Annotated in this window: 23 protein-coding genes; 12 read left to right on the top strand and 11 right to left on the bottom strand. The window is 70.3% G+C overall.

The features are described 5' to 3' along the window. Positions 1–37 precede the first annotated feature (37 nt). The 6 genes from AC2D8W_RS01900 to plsY form a co-directional block, all read right to left on the bottom strand. Complete coding sequence (locus tag AC2D8W_RS01900) at positions 38–694, bottom strand: PEPxxWA-CTERM sorting domain-containing protein (protein ID WP_484670097.1); 657 nt, start codon at positions 692–694, stop codon at positions 38–40. Positions 695–788: 94 nt separating this feature from the next. Beyond that, positions 789–1598 carry an alpha/beta fold hydrolase gene (locus AC2D8W_RS01895; RefSeq protein ID WP_484670096.1) on the bottom strand — a complete coding sequence of 270 codons (810 nt, stop codon included), beginning with the start codon at positions 1596–1598 and terminating at the stop codon, positions 789–791. Positions 1599–1665: 67 nt separating this feature from the next. Continuing rightward, positions 1666–2121 carry an ester cyclase gene (locus AC2D8W_RS01890; RefSeq protein ID WP_484670095.1) on the bottom strand — a complete coding sequence of 152 codons (456 nt, stop codon included), beginning with the start codon at positions 2119–2121 and terminating at the stop codon, positions 1666–1668. A 107-nt stretch (positions 2122–2228) separates the two neighbouring features. After that, a complete protein-coding gene (topA, locus tag AC2D8W_RS01885) occupies positions 2229–4871 on the bottom strand; it encodes a type I DNA topoisomerase (protein ID WP_484670094.1) in 2643 nt (880 codons plus the stop codon). 102 nt (positions 4872–4973) lie between these two features. Further along, complete coding sequence (dprA, locus tag AC2D8W_RS01880) at positions 4974–6062, bottom strand: DNA-processing protein DprA (RefSeq protein ID WP_484670093.1); 1089 nt, start codon at positions 6060–6062, stop codon at positions 4974–4976. Continuing rightward, on the bottom strand, positions 6059–6712 hold the full coding sequence (plsY, locus tag AC2D8W_RS01875; protein WP_484670092.1) for a glycerol-3-phosphate 1-O-acyltransferase PlsY: 654 nt from the start codon (positions 6710–6712) through the stop codon (positions 6059–6061). Before plsY ends, dprA begins: the two co-directional genes overlap by 4 nt. Before the next feature lie 169 nt (positions 6713–6881). Between plsY and AC2D8W_RS01870 the strand changes: the two genes are divergently transcribed. After that, positions 6882–7796, top strand: a complete 915-nt coding sequence (locus AC2D8W_RS01870; protein ID WP_484670091.1) for a glycosyltransferase family 2 protein — start codon at positions 6882–6884, stop codon at positions 7794–7796. Here AC2D8W_RS01870 and pyrC read toward each other — a convergent pair. Together pyrC and AC2D8W_RS01860 are read right to left on the bottom strand one after the other, a co-directional pair. Beyond that, positions 7784–9073: a dihydroorotase gene (gene pyrC / locus AC2D8W_RS01865; RefSeq protein ID WP_484670090.1), complete on the bottom strand. Its 1290-nt coding sequence runs from the start codon at positions 9071–9073 to the stop codon at positions 7784–7786. The genes AC2D8W_RS01870 and pyrC overlap by 13 nt on opposite strands. After that, positions 9070–10050 (bottom strand): aspartate carbamoyltransferase catalytic subunit, encoded by a 981-nt coding sequence (locus tag AC2D8W_RS01860; protein ID WP_484670089.1) that lies wholly within the window; start codon positions 10048–10050, stop codon positions 9070–9072. The genes pyrC and AC2D8W_RS01860 overlap by 4 nt, the downstream gene beginning before the upstream one ends. Positions 10051–10190: 140 nt before the next feature. Here AC2D8W_RS01860 and AC2D8W_RS01855 point away from each other — a divergent pair, with 140 nt between their 5' ends. From AC2D8W_RS01855 to AC2D8W_RS01845, 3 genes are all read left to right on the top strand, one after another. Beyond that, positions 10191–10697, top strand: coding sequence for a DUF1993 domain-containing protein (locus tag AC2D8W_RS01855; RefSeq protein ID WP_484670088.1), 507 nt, complete (start codon positions 10191–10193; stop codon positions 10695–10697). Positions 10698–10831: 134 nt separating this feature from the next. Next, positions 10832–11287: a DUF2141 domain-containing protein gene (locus tag AC2D8W_RS01850; protein WP_484670087.1), complete on the top strand. Its 456-nt coding sequence runs from the start codon at positions 10832–10834 to the stop codon at positions 11285–11287. Between the two features lie 101 nt (positions 11288–11388). Next, positions 11389–12411, top strand: coding sequence for a helix-turn-helix domain-containing protein (locus tag AC2D8W_RS01845; protein ID WP_484670086.1), 1023 nt, complete (start codon positions 11389–11391; stop codon positions 12409–12411). Between the two features lie 21 nt (positions 12412–12432). On the opposite strand, the gene ruvX is transcribed toward AC2D8W_RS01845, so the two are convergent. Then, positions 12433–12891, bottom strand: coding sequence for a Holliday junction resolvase RuvX (ruvX, locus tag AC2D8W_RS01840; protein WP_484670085.1), 459 nt, complete (start codon positions 12889–12891; stop codon positions 12433–12435). A gap of 298 nt (positions 12892–13189) precedes the next feature. Here ruvX and AC2D8W_RS01835 point away from each other — a divergent pair, with 298 nt between their 5' ends. The 4 genes from AC2D8W_RS01835 (at position 13190) to gatA (ending at position 16018) form a co-directional block, all read left to right on the top strand. After that, positions 13190–13630 carry a hypothetical protein gene (locus AC2D8W_RS01835; RefSeq protein WP_484670084.1) on the top strand — a complete coding sequence of 147 codons (441 nt, stop codon included), beginning with the start codon at positions 13190–13192 and terminating at the stop codon, positions 13628–13630. A 6-nt stretch (positions 13631–13636) separates the two neighbouring features. Beyond that, the gene (locus tag AC2D8W_RS01830; RefSeq protein ID WP_484670083.1) at positions 13637–14167 is read left to right on the top strand and encodes a DUF2846 domain-containing protein; all 531 of its coding nucleotides are present in this window, start codon (positions 13637–13639) and stop codon (positions 14165–14167) included. 89 nt (positions 14168–14256) lie between these two features. After that, entirely contained in the window at positions 14257–14544 is a 288-nt protein-coding gene (gene gatC / locus AC2D8W_RS01825; protein WP_484670082.1) for an Asp-tRNA(Asn)/Glu-tRNA(Gln) amidotransferase subunit GatC, read from the top strand. A 1-nt stretch (position 14545) separates the two neighbouring features. Then, on the top strand, positions 14546–16018 hold the full coding sequence (gatA, locus tag AC2D8W_RS01820) for an Asp-tRNA(Asn)/Glu-tRNA(Gln) amidotransferase subunit GatA (protein ID WP_484670081.1): 1473 nt from the start codon (positions 14546–14548) through the stop codon (positions 16016–16018). 153 nt (positions 16019–16171) lie between these two features. Here gatA and AC2D8W_RS01815 read toward each other — a convergent pair whose 3' ends face one another. Beyond that, entirely contained in the window at positions 16172–16483 is a 312-nt protein-coding gene (locus AC2D8W_RS01815; protein WP_293483203.1) for a hypothetical protein, read from the bottom strand. 130 nt (positions 16484–16613) lie between these two features. Between AC2D8W_RS01815 and gatB the strand changes: the two genes are divergently transcribed. Next, the gene (gene gatB / locus AC2D8W_RS01810) at positions 16614–18110 is read left to right on the top strand and encodes an Asp-tRNA(Asn)/Glu-tRNA(Gln) amidotransferase subunit GatB (protein ID WP_484670080.1); all 1497 of its coding nucleotides are present in this window, start codon (positions 16614–16616) and stop codon (positions 18108–18110) included. Here the strand turns inward: gatB and AC2D8W_RS01805 are convergent, their stop codons facing one another. Further along, positions 18111–18602 carry an RcnB family protein gene (locus AC2D8W_RS01805; protein WP_484670079.1) on the bottom strand — a complete coding sequence of 164 codons (492 nt, stop codon included), beginning with the start codon at positions 18600–18602 and terminating at the stop codon, positions 18111–18113. Between the two features lie 233 nt (positions 18603–18835). Between AC2D8W_RS01805 and AC2D8W_RS01800 the strand changes: the two genes are divergently transcribed. The 3 genes from AC2D8W_RS01800 to AC2D8W_RS01790 all read left to right on the top strand — a co-directional run bounded on the left by AC2D8W_RS01800 (position 18836) and on the right by AC2D8W_RS01790 (position 20870). Beyond that, entirely contained in the window at positions 18836–19114 is a 279-nt protein-coding gene (locus AC2D8W_RS01800) for a sel1 repeat family protein (RefSeq protein ID WP_293483208.1), read from the top strand. Between the two features lie 222 nt (positions 19115–19336). After that, positions 19337–20035 (top strand): PEPxxWA-CTERM sorting domain-containing protein, encoded by a 699-nt coding sequence (locus AC2D8W_RS01795; protein ID WP_484670078.1) that lies wholly within the window; start codon positions 19337–19339, stop codon positions 20033–20035. Positions 20036–20150: 115 nt separating this feature from the next. Further along, positions 20151–20870, top strand: a complete 720-nt coding sequence (locus AC2D8W_RS01790; protein WP_484670077.1) for a glutathione S-transferase family protein — start codon at positions 20151–20153, stop codon at positions 20868–20870. Positions 20871–20924 lie beyond the last annotated feature (54 nt).

The following is a 20924-nucleotide window of genomic DNA, read 5'->3' as shown; positions in this document are numbered from 1 at the left end:
GGCGGACGCGACCTTGTGGGCGCGTCCGCTCCCAGGCTCAGGCGGCGGCGGCCCGTCGGCGGCGAAGCATCGCCCCCGCGCTGCCGAACCCCGCGATCATCAGAGCCCAGGTCGCGGGCTCGGGCACCGCGCCGCCGAAGTTCTCCCCGCTGAGATTATCGAGGCCCCAGTAGGAGAAGACGGGCGCGGACGCGAGGCGGGTGATCGAGACGCTGTTCACGCCGGTGAGGCCAAGGCTGTAGGTATGGAACCCCTGGCCCAGGGTCAGCACCTGGACGACCTGACCCCCGGTCGTATCCGCAGTGAGCGTGACCGTGTCGGCCAGGATGTCGGCGTCGGGTTCGGGAGCGCTCCCGTTGACGGTGGTGTACCACGAGAGCGTCATGTCGATGCTGGACAGGTCGAACAGGCCGCCGCCCTGGCGGGTGATGACGATCTCGTCGGGCGCCGCGAAGATCAGGTTGTTGGTGCCGTTGCTCTGTTCGGGGGTTTCCCCGCTGTTCCAGATCGCGGCGCAACAGGACGGATCGCCCGTCGTGAACGTCAGTCCCTGGAAGCTGTGCGAGTTGATCTGCTGAAAGATGAAGGCGTTCGAAGCGGCGTCGTCGAAGGTCACCACGTCCGCTGCCGCCGCGCTGCCAAGCGACAGGCAGGCGCCCGCCGCGGCCAGGGCGGCCAGATTCCGGATTTTCATGGATAGATCCCGTTAGTCGGAGGCCCGCAGGCGCCCGAAGCGTGTCGCGGCGATGTTTCGGGGGCCAGAGCGCGGCGTCAACGCCAGTCGCCTCTCAGGCGAGCGGACCATCGGACAGGAAAGCGATGATCGCCGGATAGGCGGCGCGGTCCTGGATCATGAACAGGTGTCCGCCCTCGAACCACTGGAGCTCGGCGCCAGGGATGCGCGCCGCCATCCGTTCCTGCGTCGCGGGCAGGGCGATGCCGTCGTAGCGCCCCGCGGCGATCAGGACGGGGCAGTCGATCTGCGGCAGGCGATCCCAGGTGTCGTGGTGCGAGCGGGCCTCCAGCTGGTTCCACGCGCCGTCGGCCCGGCCGGGCTCGCCGGCGTAGGGATCGGCCGCGGCGAGCTGGACGAAGCGCTCGTACTCCTCGGGATTCGCCTTCTGCCAGGCCGCGTCCCGGCGCGTGTCGCTGATGGGCATGAGGTGGCGGGCGCGTTCCTCGCCCTTCAGATGCTCGATCTCGTGGAAGGGGAACGAGGCCCCGCCCGCGCCCCCCGGCGAGGTGCAGGCCAGCACCAGCCGGCGCACCCGGCGCGGATGCCGGAGCACCAGCTCCTGCGCCACCATGCCCCCGAAGGACACTCCGACGACGAGGGCGTCGTCCCAGCCCTGGTCGGCCATCAGCGCGGCCGCGTCGTCGGCGTACTGCGCCATGGTGTAGGGCCCGTCGGGCTTGCCGGTGCGCCCCAGGCCGCGCTGGTCGTAGGCGAGAAGGTCGAACGCCTTGGCCAGCGGCGAGGCGAAGACGTTGGGCTGCACCCGCAGATCCCCGCCGGTCCCCGAGATGAACAGCAGCGGCGGCCCGGAACCGGCGCGTTCGAAATAGAAGCTCAGACCGTCAAGGGTGGCGTTCGGCATGGAAGCAGCCTAGCGGCCTTCTGCACCGCTCGTCATCCCGCCGTCGTGCGCGTCGCGGTGCGAGGACTCATGCGGATTTCGACGCTCCGCGGACCGACAGCGACCCGCTGTCCGATCCTGCGTCGTTGCTCTGCGCAACATCCGCCATCACTTCCCAGGTGTTCCACTCCTCCCGAATCTTCCCACCCCTGATCACCGCAAGGTTGATGCCGATCATGCTCATCGGTTCGCCCGTTTCACGGTTGCGCACACGCGCAATCATGCGGCTCGCAACCTTGTCGCCGTCGGCGAACTGGTCTTCGACGGTGAAGGAGTCCGGCGAATAGTCGAACAGCTGGTGGAAGTTGAGGATGCTCTGCCGAAACTCCGCCCAGTCGCGATCGCCGGCGGCGGTGTGTCCGACATAGTCTGGGGCCACGAGGGCTTCGAGTGCGTCCACATCGGCTGTCGCGTAGAGTTCCACCAGTCGCCGGAACACAGCCTTCTTGGCCTCCGGTGTCTCGCCTATTGCGTCATCGCCCATCCGTCGCCCCCTCAGTAGAGTCACCCAACCCGCAAGCGCCGATTCCTGGACCAAGCCTGGGATGATCACGACGTACTCGCGTCGCGCCTCCGATTGATCGGCCCCGCCTAGAAGGGCGCCTCGTCGTCGTCGATCGCGCTCGCCTTGGCCTTGGGCGCGGCCTTCTTCTTGGCGGCCGCCTTCTTGGCCGGCTTCTTCGCGGCCTTCGCGCCGCCCTCGGTCTTGGCGGCCGCGGCCCGCGCCGGCTTCTTGCCCTTCTTCCCACCGCCCTTGGCCTCGCGCTCGGCGATCAGGGCCACCGCCTGCTCCATCGTCACCGAGAGCGGATCGGCGCCCCGCGGGACGTTGGCGTTGGTGGAGCCGTGCTTGATGTAGGGGCCGTAGCGGCCTGAGAGCACCCGGACCGGCTGGCCATCGACCGGATGAGGGCCCAACTCCTTCAGCGCGGCGGCCTCGGCCCCGCCGCGGCGCCCGGCGCGCTTGGTGGCGATCAGGTCGACGGCGCGGTTCACGCCCACCTCGAACACCTCGTCCACGGTGGGCAGGTTGGCGTAGACGCCCTCGTGCAGCACGAAGGGGCCGAAGCGGCCGATGCCGGCCAGGATCGGCTTGCCGTCCTCCGGATGCATCCCGACCTCCCGGGGCAGGCGCAGGAGGCGCAGAGCCTTCTCCAGGTCCATGTCGGGGGCGCTCCAGCCCTTGGGCAGGCTGGCCCGCTTGGGCTTCTCGCCCGACCCGAGCTGGACGTAGACGCCGAAGCGGCCGGTCTTGAGGTAGACGGTTTCGCCGGTCACCGGATCGACGCCCAGCTCGCGGTCGCCGGCGGCGGCCTCGTCGCCCTCGGCCTGGACGCCGATTGGGCGGGTGTAGCGGCACTCCGGATAGTTAGAGCAGCCCAGGAAGGGGCCGTAGCGGCTGGACTTCAGCGCCATCCGGCCCATGCCGCAGGTCGGGCAGGCGCGCGGGTCGGACCCGTCGGGCTTGTCCGGGAACAGGTGCGGGCCCAGGACGCGGTCGAGCGCGGTGAGGACGTCGCTGATCTTCAGGTCGGCCGTCTCGCCGATCTTGGCGTTGAACTCGGTCCAGAACTCGCGGAGGAGGACCTTCCAGTCGAGCTCGCCGGCCGAGACCAGGTCGAGGCGCTCCTCGAGGCCGGCGGTGAAGTCGTACTCAACGTAGCGCTCGAAGAACTCGCCCAGGAAGGCGATGAGCATCCGGCCCTGGTCCTCGGGTACGAACCGCTGCTTCTCCATCCGCACATAGGCGCGGTCGCGCAGCACCGTCAGGATCGAGGCGTAGGTCGAGGGCCGGCCGATGCCCAGCTCCTCCATTTTCTTCACCAGGCTGGCTTCGGAGTAGCGCGGCGGCGGCTCGGTGAAATGCTGGTCGGCCTTGGCCGAGCGGACCTTGGCCTCGGCGCCCTCGGCCACCTGCGGCAGCCGGCCGCCTTCCTCGTCCTCGGGGTCGTCGCGGCCTTCCTCGTAGACGGCCAGGTAGCCCGGGAAGGTCACCACGCGGCCCGTGGCGCGCAGGCCCGTCTGGCCGTCGGCGCTCTCGAGGTTGATGTTGGTGTCCTCGATCCGGGCCGCCTCCATCTGCGAGGCGATCATGCGCTTCCAGATCAGCTCGTAGAGACGGCCCAGGTCGCCCTCGAGGCCCAGCTTGCCCGGGTTGCGGGCGAGGCTGGTCGGGCGGATCGCCTCGTGCGCCTCCTGGGCGTTCTTGGCCTTGGTGGAGTAGAACCGAGGCTTCTCGGGCACATATTCCTTGCCGTAGAGCCCGCCGATGACGGCGCGCGCCTCGTCCAGCGCCTCGGGGGCCGTCTGGACGCCGTCGGTCCGCATGTAGGTGATCAGGCCCACGGTCTCGCCGCCGATGTCGACGCCCTCGTAGAGCTTCTGCGCCGTCTGCATGGTGCGCTGGGCGTTGAAGCCGAGCTTGCGGGCGGCCTCCTGCTGCAGGGTCGAGGTGGTGAAGGGCGGGGGCGGGGAGCGGCGGCCGGGCTTGCGCTCGACCGAGGCCACCTTGAACGTCGCGGCCTTGACCGCGTCGCGCGCGGCGAAGGCGCTGGCCTCGTTGGCGAGGTCGAACTTCGTCAGGCGCTTGCCCTGGTGCTTGACGAGGCGGGCGGTGAAGGGGTCGCCGCCGGCGGCGACCTCGGCCTCGACCGTCCAGTATTCCTGGCTCTTGAACCGCTCGATCTCCAGCTCGCGCTCGACGACGAGGCGCAGGGCCACCGACTGCACGCGGCCGGCCGAGCGGGCGCCGGGCAGCTTGCGCCACAGCACCGGCGAGAGCGTGAAGCCGACGAGGTAGTCCAGGGCGCGGCGGGCGAGGTAGGCCTCGACCAGTTCCATGTCGATGTCGCGCGGGTTGGCCATCGCCTCGGTGACGGCCGACTTGGTGATGGCGTTGAAGACCACCCGCTGCACCTCGGCGCCCTTGATGGCCCGCTTCTTCTGCAGCACCTCCAGCACGTGCCAGCTGATGGCCTCGCCCTCGCGGTCGGGGTCGGTGGCCAGGATCAGCTTGTCCGCGCCCTTGGCGGCCTCGGCGATCTCCGAGAGGCGCTTGGCCGCCTTTCCGTCCACTTCCCAGGACATGTCGAAGTCCTGGTCCGGGCGCACCGAGCCGTCCTTCGCGGGCAGGTCGCGGACGTGGCCGTAGCTGGCCAGCACCTTGTAGTCCGAGCCCAGGTACTTGTTGATGGTCTTGGCCTTGGCCGGGCTCTCGACGATGACGACGTTCATTTAGGCGTGGCTGTCCCTGCGAAGGCGCGGAAGGTGGGGGCGCTCCCTGCGGCGTGTCAACGGCGCGGATTCACGCCGCCCCGGCGAGCCCCCTTAGGGGGCTCACGCTGTCGCGACCATGCCGCCGGGCAGCAGTTCGGCGCGGCCCGCGAGCGAAAGCTCCATTAGGGCGGCGAACACCAGGGGCGCCGGCGCGCCCGTCGCGCGCACCAGCTCGTCCCGGCTGACCGGCGTGGGGGAGAGGAGCGCCGCGAGCCGTTCCCGTAGCGCGTCGTCCGGTTGGCAGGAGGGGCCGCGGAAGGCGGCGCGCTCGGGCTCCCCGAACCCTCGGAGGCCCTCCAGGGCGCGCAGGACGTCGTCCACCCCTTCGCAGAGCGCCGCGCCCTGGCGGATCAGGTCGTTGGTTCCCTTGGCGCGGGGGTCGAGCGGCGAGCCGGGAACGGCCAGCACCTCGCGTCCCTGCTCGTTGGCGAGGCGCGCCGTGATCAGGGAGCCTGATCGGAACTCGGCCTCGACGACCACGACGGCGCGCGCGAGGCCGGCGATGATCCGGTTGCGGCGCGGGAAGTCGCGGGCCACGGCGGTGCGGCCCGGCTCGCTCTCCGAAACGATGCAGCCTTGCTCGACGAGGCGCTCGTAGAGTCCCCGATGTTCGGGCGGGTAGACGTCGTCCACACCGCCCCCCAGGACGGCGACGGCGCCGGTGGGAAGGGAGCCCTCGTGCGCGGCGGCGTCGATGCCGCGCGCCATGCCTGAGACGACGACGCAGCCGGCCTGTCCGAGATCGGCGGCGAGCCCGCGGGCGAACCGCTGGCCGGCGGCCGAGGCGACGCGGGCGCCGACGATGGCCACCGTCCGCCGGTCCAGGATCGACGGGTCGCCGCGCGTCCAGATCAGCGGCGGTGGCGGGTCCAGCGCGGCCAGGGCCGGCGGGAAGTCGGGTTCGCACGCGGCGATCATGCGGGCGCCGAGCGCCTCGCCGGCCGCCAGTTCGGCCTCGGCTTCGGCGGCGGCCGGGATCCGCAGGCCGCTCCGTCCCCCGCGCCGCGCGAGGTCGGGGAGGGCGGCCAACGCGATCGCAGGCTCGCCGTAGCGGGTGATGAGCTGATCGAACGTCACCGGGCCCACGTTCTCGGTGCGGGCCAGCCGCAGCCAGTCGCGGCGCTGGGCGTCGGTGAGCGCGCGGATCACCCCTCGGAGATCTCCGGGGCGGCCTTGCCGGCGCCGATGCGGGGCTCCTGTCCCTTGAGCAGGCGCCGGATGTTCTCGATGTGGCGCACGTACACCAGCAGCGCCATGAAGAGGGCCAGCAGCGCGATCGGCTTCGGCCGTCCCAGCGCCAAGGCGAGCGCCGGCGCCAGGGCCACGGCCACGAGCGCCGCCAGCGACGAGATCCGGAACAGGAAGGCCGTGATCAGCCAGGCGGCGGCGGCCGCGAGGCCCACCGGCCAGGCCGCGGCGAGCAACGTGCCAAAGAAGGTGGCGACCCCCTTGCCGCCCCTGAACCCCAGCCAGACGGGAAACAGGTGGCCCAGGAAGGCCGCGCCGGCAGCGAGCGATGTCAGCACCGCCTGCTGCTCGACCGTTCCGTTGCGGGTGGCCAGCCATGCCAGCAGGACCGCCACGGCGCCCTTGCCGCCGTCGCCCAGCAGCGTGATCAGCGCCAGGTCGCGCCGGCCCGTCCGCAGGACGTTGGTCGCCCCGATGTTACCGGACCCCACCTTGCGCAGGTCACCCGCGCCGCCCAGCCGGGTGGCGATCACCCCGAACGGGATCGACCCCAGCAGATAACCGCCGATCAGAGCCGCGCCGATCTCCAATGGTCCCAGGACTTGCGACATGACGGCCCCCCTTGTTCGCCGAACCGTCCTAACGCGCGCCGCGCCGTTCGTCTCCCCGCCCAAGCAAAGGGGAACTAATGGTGAACGTCAAGCTTCCGTTGTCTGTTGCGCCCTGCTAGGCGAACTCGTGGAGCGCGGGGGAGCAGACATGCGGCTGGAGGGACGGTCCGTGCCCGACCGGCCCGGCGAAATCCGGGCGTGCCTGGTCGTGCGCAACGAGATGTTGCGGCTGCAGTCTGTGCTGGACCACCACCGCGCCCTCGGCGTGGATCGGTTCCTGGTCATCGACGACGGCTCGACGGACGGGACGCGGGCGTTCGTGGCGGCCCAGCCGGACGCCCACCTTCTGACGGGCGAGGGCAGGTTCGCCGCGCGCAGGCTGGGCTGGGTGAACTCCGTGCTGGACGCCTACTGCGACGGTCACTGGACGCTGACGGTGGACGCCGACGAGCAGTTCGTCTTCCCCGCCTTCGACCGCGCCGGGCTGCGCCAGCTGTGCCGGTTTCTCGACGGGCAGGGCGCAGAGGGGCTGCTGGCGCTGATGCTCGACATGTTCGGCGCCGGCGACGTGCGCGAGGCGGTCCACACGCCAGGCACCCCCCTGGTGGAGACCTGCCCATGGTTCGATCCGGGACCCTACCACGCGGTGCGCGCCGGCCCGTTCCCGCACGTGCAGTTCCACGGGGGCCCTCGGGCGCGGCTGTTCGACTTCACGGCCTACCAGCCCCGCCCGCCGGTGCTCAGCAAGGTCCCGCTGGTGAAGTGGCGGCGCGGCCGCCGCTACCTCATGGCGACGCACGCCATCACGCCGCTGTCGCTGCCGCCGATGCTGGCGGCGCTCCTTCACTTCAAGTTCCTCAGTGACTTCCCCGAGCGCGTCGCGGTCGCGATCGACGAGGGGCAGCACTACGGCGGCTGGCGGGAGTACCGTGCCTATCGCGACGGGCTCGGGGCGGACGGAGGTCTCGTCCTGCGGGACGAACGCTCGCTTCGCTACCAGGGCCCGGACCAGCTCCTGGCCCACGACATCATCCAGGCGAGCGACGCCTACCTCGACTTTGTCGCCGGGGTTCAGGCGGCGTAGACCGTCCGGCCGTCCACGAGGGTGCGCAAAACCTTGCCCTGCAGCCGCCGCCCGTCGAATGGCGAGTTCTTCGACTTCGAGACCAGTTTGTCGGCGTCGATGTGGATCGGCGTATCCAGGCTGGCGAGCACTAGGTCGGCCGGCGCGCCCTTGGCGATGCGGCCCGCCGGGAGGCCCAGCAGGTCGGCCGGCGCGGCGGTGACCGTGCGGATCAGGTCGATGAGCGGGATGCGGCCCTCGTGGTGGAAGGCCAGCAGCGCGGCCAGCAGGGTCTGCAGGCCCACGGCGCCGGGCGCGGCTTCGTCGTAGGGCAGGCGCTTGTCCTCGGCGGGCGCGGGCGCGTGCGCCGAGACGATCACCTGGATCAGGCCCGAGGCGACCGCGTCGATCACCGCCTGCCGGTCGTCCTCCGAACGCAGCGGCGGGTCCAGCTTGCAGAAGGTGCGGTAGTCGCCGATGTCGAGCTCGTTGAAGGACAGGTGGTTGATCGAGGTGGTCGCGGTCACCGGCAGGCCGCGGTCCAGCCCGCGCCGCAGGCTCTCCAGCGCCGCGGCGGTGGTCACCTGGTCGACGATGAGCTGGGCGCCGGTGAGTTCGACGAGCGCTAGGTCGCGCTCCAGCATGATCTTCTCGGCCACCGCCGGGACCGACGGGAGTCCCATGCGGGCGGCGAACTCGCCCTCGCTGGCCGCGGCGCCCGCCGAGAGCCACGGGTCCGCCGGCCGGTGGGCGACGGGCACGCCGAACGCCTTGGCGTAGCTGAGGACGCGGCGCAGCACCTTGGAATCGACGATGGGGCGGTCGGCGTCGGTCACATAGAGGCAGCCGGCCTCGTGCATCAGGCCGATCTCGGCCATGCGCTGGCCTTCGCAGCCCTTGGTGGCCGCGCCGGCGGGGTAGACGTTGATCAGCTCGATGTCGCGCGTGCGGCGCAGGATGAAGTCCACCACCGCCGGCTCGTCCATCACGGGATGGGTGTCGGGCTGGACCACGATCGTGGTGACCCCGCCAGCGGCCGCGGCGAGCGCGGCCGATTTCAGGGTCTCCTTGGGCTCGGCGCCGGGCTCGCCCGTCTTGACCCGCAGGTCGATCAGCCCGGGGATGAGCAGCGCGCCCTGCGCGTCCACGACCTCGACGTCGGCGGAGAGGGCGCCGGGGTCTGGCCGGCGCACGACGTCGGCGACCACGCCCTCAGTCACGAGCACCGCGCCGGGCCCGTCGTACCCGCTCGCCGGATCCACCAGCCGCGCGTTCGTGAAGGCGAGGGGCCGGCTCACCGGTCGTTCTCCAGCCGGGCGGCCAGCGAGGTCAGGACGGCCATCCGCGCGGCCACCCCCATCTCCACCTGGTCCTGGATGAGGCTCACCGAGAGGTCGTCGGCGACGTCGGAATCGATCTCGACGCCACGGTTCATCGGGCCAGGGTGCATCACCCGCACGTGCGGCGCAGCGAAGGCCAGCTTCTCGCGGTCGAGGCCGAAGAAGCGGAAGTACTCCCGCTGCGACGGCGCCATGACCCCGTCCATCCGCTCGAGTTGCAGGCGCAGCATCATCACCACGTCGCAGCCGGCGATGCCTTTGCGCAGGTCGTGGAAGATCTCGACGTTCCAGAGGTGGGCGGCGGCGGGGATCAGCGTGGGCGGGCCCACGAGGCGCACGTTGGCCGCCAGCATCTGCAGCATGGCGATGTTCGAGCGCGCCACGCGGCTGTGCAGGACGTCGCCGCAGATCGCGACCTTGAGGCCCGCGATGTCGCCGAAGGCACGGCGGATGGAGAGGGCGTCCAGCAGCGCCTGGGTCGGATGCTCGTGCTGGCCGTCGCCGGCGTTGATCACCGAGCAGCCCACCTTCTGCGACAGGAGCGAGGCGGCGCCCGACGAGGCGTGGCGCACCACCAGCAGGTCCGGCTGCATGGCGTTCAGCGTTACGGCCGTGTCGATCAGGGTCTCGCCCTTCGAGATCGACGACGAGCGCGGGCTCATGTTGACAACGTCGGCCCCCAGGCGCTTGCCGGCCAGCTCGAAGCTGGCCTGGGTGCGCGTGGAGTTCTCGAAGAAGAGGTTCATCAGCGTGCGACCCTTCAGCAGGTCGAGCTTCTTCGAGGTCTGCCGGTTCAGGCTGACGAACCCGTCGGCGAGGTCGAGGAGGTCTCGCACCTCCACCTCGTTCAGATCCGTGGCGGACAGGAAATGGCGCTTGGGAAAGGAGAAGGTCCGCTGGAGGACCTCGTTCAGACCAGGGGGCGCGCCGCTCATTAAAGCGCCCTCTTAGGTGAGGTCGCCCGCGATGGGAAGCCGATGCGGCCCGCCCGTCCCCAGGTTCGTGCGCCGCCGCCTTTGCGAAGCTGCGCCATGGGACCATATCAGCTGGAGCTGCACTCGAGGGGAGGGAACCCGTGGCCGTCGATCTTTTCACCTTTGTCGGAATGTACGACCGCGCGCTCGGCACGCTCGGCCATGTGCTCGATCGCGGCGCCGAACGCGCCAGGGCGCTCGGCGCGTCCGAGGCCGAGATGCTGGAGTGGCGGCTCATCGACGACATGAACCCGCTGAGCTTCCAGGTCCGCGTGGTCATCAACTTCACCAAGCAGTGGACGGCGCGCGTGGCCGGGCTCGAGGTCCCGCCCGATATCGCCACCGACCTGGACGTCGCGGGCCTGAAGGCCGAGATCGCGAACGCGAAGGCCTGGCTCGCGGCCCTGAAGCCCGAGCAGTTCGCCGGCCGCGACGAGATGGTGCTGAAGATCAGCCTGGGCCAGCTCGAGCCGACCTTCAGCCTCGGCCAGTGGCTCGCCAGCTTCGCCACGACCAACGTCTACTTCCACCTCTCCATGGCCTACGCGATCCTGCGGGCGCGGGGCGCGAACCTGGGCAAGGTGGACCTGTTCGCCGGCGGGCTCTGAGCGTCGTTCACGAAGCGTGGACGGCGCGGCGCGCGGCTCGCGAAGGCGCGGCCGCCGCTCGCGTAACTCGGGATGCGGGGCGTCCGCGGCCCGCCTAGCTCCGGCGCGAGTTCGATCGCCGGAGAAGAGAGATCATGCGACGTCCCAGTTTCCTGCCGCTGGCGCTGGCGGTGAGCCTGTTCGCGACCGCGAGAGCCGAAGCCGCGGAGGCTTCGCTCACGGTGGTGTTCAAGGAGATCGTCACGCCCAGCGGCGCCATCCGGGCCTTGCTCTACGACAACGAGGCGGCGTACCGCAGCCGCAGCACGCCCGTCCGCGTCCTCACCTTGCCCGTGACGGGCGCGACGGTGCAGGCCCAGGTCGCGGACCTGCCGCCGGGCCGGTACGCCATCTCGGCGTTCCATGACGCGGACGGCGACGGCAAGCTGAAAACCAATGCGTTCGGCGTCCCGCAGGAGGCGTTCGCATTCTCCAACGGCGCCCAGGCCCAGATGGGACCGCCGGGCTGGGAGGCCGCCGCCTTCGGCGTGGTCGCAGGTCAGAACACCCAGACGCTGGTCCTCGATTCCTCGTTCGTGCCGCCGTCCTAATCGCCGGGACACAGGCGGGGTCGCTCGCACGCCAACGTTGTTTCCGATCGGCTCTCGCCGCGCTAGCAGGAGGGGGCGGATGTGTAGTTCGGGGTGCAGGCTTGAGCGGGGGTGTTCCCTACCTGACGTTCCAGAGCGCGGAGGTCCCCAGGGGCGAGGGCCGGCGGCGATGGGAGGACCTGATCGGCGCCTATGATGTCCGGCTGCCGCCGGGCCTGGCGGAAGACGACTTCAGCGTCCGCTCGGAAACCTGGCTGGTCGCCCAGCTCATCGTCTCGCACGGGCGGCTAAGCCCCGTTCGGCTGAACCGCTCTTCCGAGCGCGTCGCGGCCGACGGGCGGGACACCTTCACCATCGGCCTGGTCACCCACGGTCTGCTGGCGGGGGACTTCGACGGCCGCGCCTGCGAGCTTCGGCCCGGGCAGGTGTGCATGATCGATTTCGCACGGCCCTGGCAGGCGCAGACCGAGGAGACGGAGTTCGTGCTCCTGTCGGTTCCGCGCCCCGCGCTCATGGCGCTGGCGCCGCGGACGCTGGATCTCCACGGCCGGCGGCTCGAAGGCGCCGCGGCGCGCGTCCTCACCGAGCATCTCCTCGCGCTCGTGCGCTACCTGCCGCAGGTGGAGGCCGCCGATGCGCCGCTCCTGCAGCGCACGACGCTGCGGCTGCTCGCGGATGGCCTGGAGGCGCTGGCGCCCATCGAGGCGTCGAGCGCCGGGCCCCTGGAGAGCCGGCTGACCTACCGCGTGCGGCGCCACATCGAGGAGAACCTCGCCGCGCCGGACCTGACACCCGCCGGGATCTGCAGGGCCCTGGGCGTGACGCGGCCCACGCTCTACCGCGCCTTCCGGCCGCTGGGGGGGATCATGAACTACGTCCGCCGCCGGCGGCTGGAAGCCGTGCACGTCCGGCTATCCGACCCCTCCGAGCCGCGCGGCGTCGCCGAGCTGGCGGAAGCGTTCGGCTTCTCGAGCCACGCCCATTTCAGCACGGCCTTCCGCCGGCGGTTCGGCTACGCGCCGCGCGACGCCCGGCTCGGCGCGCACGGCGACGCGGGCGCCACACTCGCGCTGAAGTTCCGCAGCTGGATGCTGGGACTGCCGCTTCGGGACGGCGCCTCCTAGCCGACGCCCCGGCGCCGAGGTCTAGCGGTTGCGCAGCCGGTCCAGCGCGCCCTGCAGGATCCAGGCGGCCGCGGTCTTGTCGACGACTTCGGCGCGGCGCGCGCGGCTGACGTCGGCCTCGGCGATCAGCATCCGGTTGACGGCCATCGAGCTCATCCGCTCGTCCCAGAAGGCGACCGGCAGTTCGGGGCGCAGCCGCAGGAGGTTGCGGGCGAAGGCGCGGCTGGATTGGCAGCGCGGCCCCTCGGTCCCGTCCATGTTCACCGGCAGGCCCACCACGATCGCCGCCGCGCGCCGGGATTCCATCAATCGGAAGAGCGCCTCGGCGTCGGCCGTGAACTTCGTCCTGCGGATCGTCTCCAGCGGCGAGGCGATCATCTGCGTCGCGTCCGACACCGCCACGCCGATCGTCTTCTCCCCGAGGTCGAGCCCCACGATGGGGGCTCCCCGGGGAAGTTCGGTGAGGTCGAGGACGGCCATGACGGTTCCATAGGCCGTGCGGGAGCCCCGCGACAACCGGCCTCTCGACCGCTGGCAGCATCCGCATTGCCAAGCTGGCTCGCACGCGTATAGCGGTAGCGTTGTGGGGGTGAGTGGTATGCGTTGTGTGATTCTGGCGGCCGGCATGGCCGCTCTGGCGGCGCATGCCTGGGCCCAGCCGGGAGACGCTCCCGCCGCCGCCGGGACGCCTTCTGCCGGGACGCCTTCTTCGGCTCCCGCGACGCCTTCCCCCGTTCCCGCGCCGGCGCCCGGCAGTCTCGCACCGGCGGGCTCTCCTGTGATCCTGGAACTCGTTCGCTCGATCAGCAGCAAGACCGCGCGACAGGGCGACATGTTCGCCATCAGGCTCGCCGCGCCCCTGACCCATGACGGCAGGGTCGCCGTTCCGGCCGGCGCCGAGGGGCAAGGGCAGGTGGTGGACGCAGGCAAGTCCGGAGCCCTGGGCAAGCCCGCCAAGCTGGTTCTCGCCGCCCGGTACATCGTCGTGGACGGCGCGCGGGTCGACCTGCGCGGTTTCCGCCTCGGCGCCGCGGGCAGGGACAACTCGAACGCCATCATGGCCGCCAGCTTCGTGCCCTACGTCGGCCTGCTGGCGATGTTCGCCAAGGGCGGCGAGATCGACATCCCGGCGGGAGCTCTGGGTCAGGCCAAGCTGGCCGCCGACCTTCCGCTCAAGCCGCCGCCAGCTTTCGCCGCCCCGGCGGCCCCAACGGAGTAGCCGCTTATGACCCTTCGAACCCTCGTCGCGCCCGTCGCGCTGCTGCTCGCCGCCGCCGCCGGGGCGCCGGCGATGGCCCAGGACCCGCCGCCCCCGCCGGCCGCCGAGGCAGCGCCGGCGGCTGCGGCGGCGCCGCCCTCCGCGGGCTTCGTGGAGGCCTCGGGCCGCATCGCGCCGCCCCCGGCCGGCAAGGGACAGGTGGTCTTCTTCCGCCCTTCGAACATGCTGGGCATGGCCCTGTCGTTCTCGGTCCACGAGGGCGACAAGGGCATCGCCAAGCTCGGAAACGGATCGTACGCGGTCTACGTCACCGATCCCGGGCCGCACCTCTTCACCATCCAGTCCGAGGTCACCGACAAGCTCACGCTGGAGATCGACGCGGGCGAAACCTACTTCGTCAAGCAGACCATCGGCGTCGGCGTGGTCGCCGGCCGGCCCCGCCTGACCCCAGCCGAGCAGGGCGAGTTCGAGCGACTGAAGCTCAAGTTGTCCGGCAAGGCTCCCACCGACCTGAAGCCCAAGGCCAAGGCGGACTGACGGCTGCGCCTCCGCCTCCGGGACCACGCCCCCTTGCGCTCGCAGGGGGGCGCCGCTAACCCACGCGCTCGGAATTTGGAGGGATGGTCATGGCCATCGACGCGGCGACGGTCCGCAAGGTCGCCAGGCTGGCGCGCATCGCCGAGCCCGAGGAGAAGCTGGAGCCGCTGGCGAAGGAGCTCTCGGGCATTCTCGAATGGATCGAGCAGCTCAACGAGGTCGACACCGACGGCGTCGAGCCGATGACCACCTCGGTGCACACCCACCTGCCCATGCGAGACGACGTGGTGACCGACGGCGGCGATCCCGCCCGGGTGCTCGGTAACGCGCCCAAGTCCGAGAAGGGCTTCTACGTCGTTCCCAAGGTGGTGGAATAGCATGTCCGACCTCACCGGACTGACGCTGAAGGCCGCGCTGGACGGCCTCGCCAAGGGCGACTTCTCGTCCGAGGAGATCACCACCGCCCACCTGGGCGCCATCGAGCAGTCGCGGGCGCTCAACGCCTATGTGGTCGAGACGCCGGACCGTGCGGTCGAGATGGCCCGCGCCTCCGACGCCCGCCGCGCGCGCGGCGAGGCGGGGCTGCTGGAAGGCGCGCCCCTGGGCATCAAGGATCTATTCTGCACCGAGGGCGTGGAGTCCACGGCCGGATCCAGGATCCTGCGCGGGTTCAAGCCGGCCTACGAGAGCACGGTGACGTCCCAGCTCTGGCACGACGGCGCGGTGATGCTGGGCAAGCTCAACATGGACGAGTTCGCCATGGGCTCGTCCAACGAGACCTCGGCCTGGGGCCCCGTGGCGAACCCCTGGCGGATCGAGGGTGGCAACCGCAACCTGACGCCCGGCGGCTCGTCGGGCGGTTCGGCGGCGGCGGTCGCGGCCGACCTCTGCCTGGGCGCGACGGCGACCGACACCGGCGGGTCCATCCGCCAGCCCGCGGCCTTCACCGGCACGGTGGGGATCAAGCCCACCTACGGCCGCTGCTCGCGCTGGGGGATCGTGGCCTTCGCCTCGTCGCTCGACCAGGCGGGCCCGATGGCGCGTTCGGTGGAGGACGCCGCCATCCTGCTGAAGTCCATGTCGGGCCACGACCCGAAGGATTCGACCAGCCTGCCGGTGGAGGTCCCGGACTTCCCGAGCTTCTGCGGCAAGTCGGTGAAGGGCCTGCGCGTCGGCATCCCGAAGGAGTACCGCGTCGACGGCATGCCGGCCGAGATCGAGGCGCTCTGGGAGCAGGGCATCGCCTGGCTGAAGGAAGCCGGCTGCGAGATCGTCGAGGTCTCCCTGCCGCACACGAAGTACGCGCTGCCGGCCTACTACATCATCGCCCCCGCCGAGGCCTCGTCGAACCTCGCCCGCTACGACGGCATGCGGTACGGCCTGCGCGTCGACGGCGCGAACCTGACGGACACCTACGAGAAGAGCCGGGCCGAGGGCTTCGGCGCCGAGGTGAAGCGCCGGATCCTGATCGGCACCTATGTCCTCTCGGCCGGCTACTACGACGCCTACTACCTGAAGGCGCTGAAGGTCCGCCGGCGCATCGCCGACGACTTCGACCGGGCCTGGGAGAAGGTGGACGCGCTGCTGACGCCCACCGCGCCGTCGGCCGCCTTCGCGCTCGGCGAGAAGTCGGACGATCCGGTGGCGATGTACCTGAACGACATCTTCACGGTGACGGTGAACCTGGCGGGCCTCCCGGGCATGAGCGTGCCCGCCGGCCGCGACGCTCAGGGGCTGCCTCTGGGCCTGCAGCTCATCGGCCGCAACCTCGACGAGGGCACGCTGTTCTCGCTGGGCTCGGCCATCGAGAAGGCCGCGGACTTCCGCGCCAAGCCGTCGAAGTGGTGGTGAAGAGGAAGAAGCCCTCCCTTCGATGGGGAGGGTGGGCCGCGCCGCCGGCGCGAGCCGGGCGGGAAGACCTAGGTCCACGCGGGACGCCGCCGGTCTCCCCACCCTGACCGCTGTGCGGTCGTTCCCTCCCCAGGGCAGGGGAGGGACGTCGCCTTACTTGATCTCGTCGAACTTCGCCTGCAGCTCCTTCAGCTTGGCGTCGTCCAGCGCGCCCTGGCTCATCGGCGCGATTTGCGCCAGGGTCATGGTGGCGATCTGGTCGTAGAACTGCGGGATCTGCGGCACGGCGGCCTCGAGGGCGGCCTTGGCCTTCTCGTTCTTGATGATGTCGCCGATCGGCGTGGTCTCGACGCTGAGCTTGCCGGCGGCCGCGGCGGCCGGGGCATGGCCCGCGTGGTCCTGCGCGAAAGCGGGCGCGGAGACCGCAGCCACGGCGAGCGCGGCGGCGAAAGCGATAGTCTTCATTGGGTGTTCCTCATTCCCCGGTCTAAGCGCCGTCAAGACGCGCCGCACCTTGAGTCCAAATCATGGCGTTCGCGCAAGTGACTTCTGAGCAAGCTTCCGAAATGCCGCGCGCTTCGGTAGTAGGCGCGGCATGACCGACACGACCGCCAAGCTGATCCAGGGCCGCACCGGCCCGTGGGAGATCGTCCTCGGACTCGAGGTGCACGCCCAGGTGGCCTCGAACGCCAAGCTGTTCTCGGGCGCCGCCGTGGGATTCGGCGCGGGTCCGAACCAGCAGGTCAGCCTCGTGGATGCGGCCATGCCCGGCATGCTGCCGGTCATCAACCGCCACTGCGTGGAGCAGGCCGTGAAGACGGGCCTGGGCCTGAAGGCGCAGATCAACGAATGGTCCCGCTTCGACCGGAAGAACTACTTCTATCCGGACCTGCCGCAGGGCTACCAGATCAGCCAGTACCAGCATCCGATCGTGGGCGAGGGCGAGGTGACCGTCGAGCGTGACGACGGCTCCACGTTCACCGTCCGCATCGAGCGGCTGCACCTGGAACAGGACGCCGGCAAGCTGCTGCACGACCAGGCGCCCAACGCCACCTACGTGGACCTGAACCGCGCGGGCACGGCGTTGATGGAGATCGTCTCCCGGCCCGACATGCGTTCGTCCGACGAGGCCGCGGCCTATGTGAAGAAGCTTCGGACGATCCTGATCTACCTGGGCTCGTGCGACGGCGACATGGAGAAGGGCAACCTGCGCGCCGACGTGAACGTCTCGGTGTGCCGCCCAGGCGCCTACGAGAAGTACCGCGAGAGCGGGGACTTCTCCCACCTCGGCACGCGCTGCGAGATCAAGAACGTCAACTCGTTCCGCTTCATGCAGCAGGCGATCGAGTACGAGGCCCGCCGCCAGATCGAGATCCTGGAGGACGGCGGCAAGGTCGACCAGGAGACCCGCCTGTTCGACCCGAACAAGGGCGAGACCCGCTCGATGCGTTCCAAGGAAGAGGCGCACGACTACCGCTACTTCCCCGACCCGGACCTCCTGCCGCTGGAGCTCGACCCGGTGTGGATCAAGCGGATCGAGGCCGAGCTGCCCGAGCTGCCGGACGCCAAGAAGGCGCGCTTCCAGTCGCAGTACGGCCTCTCGGCCTACGACGCCGGCGTGCTGATCAGCGAGCAGGCCCGCGCCGACTACTACGAAGCGGCGGCCAAGGGGTGCGACGCCAAGCTGGTGGCCAACTGGGTGACGAACGACCTCGCCGCCAAGCTCACGGCCGGCGGCCTGGACATCGCCGACAGTCCCATCGCGCCTGCCGCGATCGCCGAGCTGGTCCAGCTCATCGAGGACGGGACGATCTCGTCCAAGATCGCCAAGGACGTGTTCGAGCGCATGTGGGCGGGCGAGGGCGGCGCCGGCGAGATCGTCGACAGGCAGGGCCTGAAGCAGGTCAGCGACACCGGCGCGCTGGAGAAGATCATCGACGACCTCATCGCGGCCAACCCCGGCCAGGCGGCGGCGGTGAAGGACAAGCCCCAGGCGATCGGCTGGTTCGTGGGCCAGGTGATGAAGGCCACCCAGGGCAAGGCCAATCCAGGTGCGGTGAACCAGCTCTTGAAGGCGAAGCTGGGTCTCTGATCAGTCGGGAATGATGTCGAAGATCTGGCCGCTGGACTCCGAGACCAGGGCGAAGCCGCTGCCGACGCGCACCCAGGCGTACCCGCTCGGCGGCGGGCGCAGGCGGTAGCGCCGGTAGTCCTCGACCACGCCGCCGCGGAAGCGATCGGGCAGGTAGCCGCCGCGGCGCGCCCCGGGCGGCGCGAAGGCGGGCCGCGGGCCGTCCTCGTATCGCCGGCGTCCCTCGTACGGCGGCGCCGGGCGCGGCGGGCCCCCGTCATCGACCCAGCGGCCGCGCGGCGGACCGGCGCGCCGCTCGTCGAACCGGCGGCGGTCTCCCCTGTCGCGGCGCTCGTCGCCGCTCCGGCGTTCCCCTCGGTCGGGTGGCGCGTAATGCCGCTCGGCGCGGCCGCCGCGACGGTCGCCGTCGCCGCGGCCCTGGCTCCAGGCCACGTCGCCGAGAGGCGCGGCTACGCACGCGGCCGCTGCGATCATGAGGAACAGGCGTCTCATCTGCCGAAGATCATGCCGTCTCGGGTCTGAACTGTCGCTGAACGCCTGCCGTACGCGGTCTGCACAAGGGCGCCTGGGACGTCGTTAAGCCTGCGACCCATTGGCCACTCATCAATTCTGTCGATTCGACAACGGCGGCCTTAACCATGTGTTCAACTGAAGCTTGGTTTTCTTCGTCGCGATAGGCCGGTTAGGGGTCCGAGAAGCGGACCGGCCGGCGCTGGATGGGAATGATGACCATGCTGGCGAGCGTCGACACGAAGTGTGATGGCCTGCCGCTGCCGAATCCGGACGCGACGGGCGACGAGCTGTTCCGCCTGGGACTGCTCTATTCGACGGGACAGGGCGGCGCGCCGCTCGACTACGTCTCGGCCCACATGCTGTTCAACCTGGCCGCCATGCGGGGCTCGATGGAAGCCAAGGTCTACCGCAAGGAGATCGCAGGCGAGATGGCGTCCGAGGACGTGGCGGAGGCGCAGCGCCAGGCGCGCCAGTGGCTCGCCCAGGGCTGATCCGTCCAGCCTGATTTCGCCGCCGACGGCGCGGGCGCTGGAAGCGTCGCGTCCTGGCGGCCGCCGCCCTTGGCGCCCGGGCGCGCGAACGGGAACAAAATCCCCCGTCGGAAGATTGGAATCTCCTGAGGGTTGAAAACGACAATCCTTCTGGCTGCGCAGGAACAAACTGTGGCGGCTTCTTGTTGAGCGCCACAGGGACACCTGTGGAGGCTCCAAGCCGTGAAAATTCTTGCTCTTGCTGCGACGACTGCAGCTGCCGCTCTGCTCGCGAACTCGGCGTCGGCCGCCGTCTACATCTCGTTCGACGGTTCGACCTCCGTCTACACCCAGGCCGGTGACGGCGTCTTCACGTTCGAAGCCAACTGCGGCGTGGTGAACTGCGGCGGCTTCGAAGCGGTGACCGTGGACGGCTCGGCGCCTCCGAGCTTCCCCGGCCTGCTGCACAGCGACACCGTGACCGTGAACACGGCCGACTCCGGCGCGGCCGATCTCACCATTTGGGTGACGCGGACCGACCTCACGAACCTGAGTGACGCCTTCTTCTCGTCGTTCACCAGCAACAACCAGGGCGGCCCGGTGAACGTGCAGCTCGACACCTACATCTCGGCGTCGAACCAACTGTTCGGCGGCACGAACCTCGCCTCCTTCAACCACAATGCGATCGGCGCGGCGTCCGGCAACTTCAACTCGGTGTTCAACACCAATCCGAACGGGACCTACTCGGTCACCGAGCGCTATGTCATCCGCGCCGCGGCGTCGGACTTCGAGCGTAGCGCGTCGCCGACCATCACGCTGTCCGGCGTGCCCGGCGCGGCGATCCCGGAGCCCGGCACCTGGGCGCTGATGATCCTGGGCTTCGGCGGCGCGGGCGCGATGCTTCGCAACCGTCGTCACCGGATCGGCGCCGCTGCGGCCTGATCGAGACTCCTGAGCCGACACGCGACGCCCCGGCCCCTGGCCGGGGCGTCTTGCGTTTGCCTGGTCGCCGAAATCGCCTAGCACTGTCGGCGACGACAGGGAGGCCCGGCGGGTCATGATGAAGCTCTATTCCGGCGATCTCAGCCCGTACTCGGCGCGCGTGCGGATGCAGATCTACGCCAAGGGCCTCGAAGACCGGATCGAGCTGGAGCGTCCGGCCGACTTCGGCATGCCGACTTTCCGCCAGCGTAATCCCATCGGCCGCATCCCCGTCCTCGACATCGACGGCGACCTGATGCCCGAGTCCGAGGTCATCGCCGAGTACCTGGAGGACGTGTTCCCCGAGCCTTCCCTACTGGGGGAGACGGCGCGCGAGACCGCCCATATCCGCACGCTGGCCCGGATCGGCGACGTGTACCTCATGAACAACCTCTTCATGCTGTCGGGCCAGGCCAGGGCGGCCGACCGCAACGCCGGCGTCGTCGAACTGCTGGGCGGGCAGGTCGTCCGCAACATCAAGGCGCTGGACAGGATGATCGGCGAGGACGGCTTCGCCTGCTGCGGCCGCCTCACCATGGCCGACTGCGCCCTCGTGCCCGCGCTCTTCATGATAGGCAGCGTGATTCCGGGCGTCGGGCTCGAAAACCCCGTGCCCAAGGCGGCCAAGGTCGCGGCCTACTGGGCGGCGATCCAGCAGAACGCCCACGCCGCCCGGGTGCTGGTCGAGCTGCATCGAGGGCTGGAGGAACGGCTCGAGCTGATCCGCTCGGGCAAGTTCGAGAAGATGATGCAGGCCTTCCGCGCCGCCCAGGCCGCCGCGGACGCCGAGGCCTGAAGCGAACGCGCCGATCCCGTTCGAGGCCGTCTAGGCAGACGCGCCATCGTCCGC

Source organism: Phenylobacterium sp. T106 (genome assembly GCF_057219735.1).
This window is presented reverse-complemented; position numbering and strand designations above follow the sequence as displayed.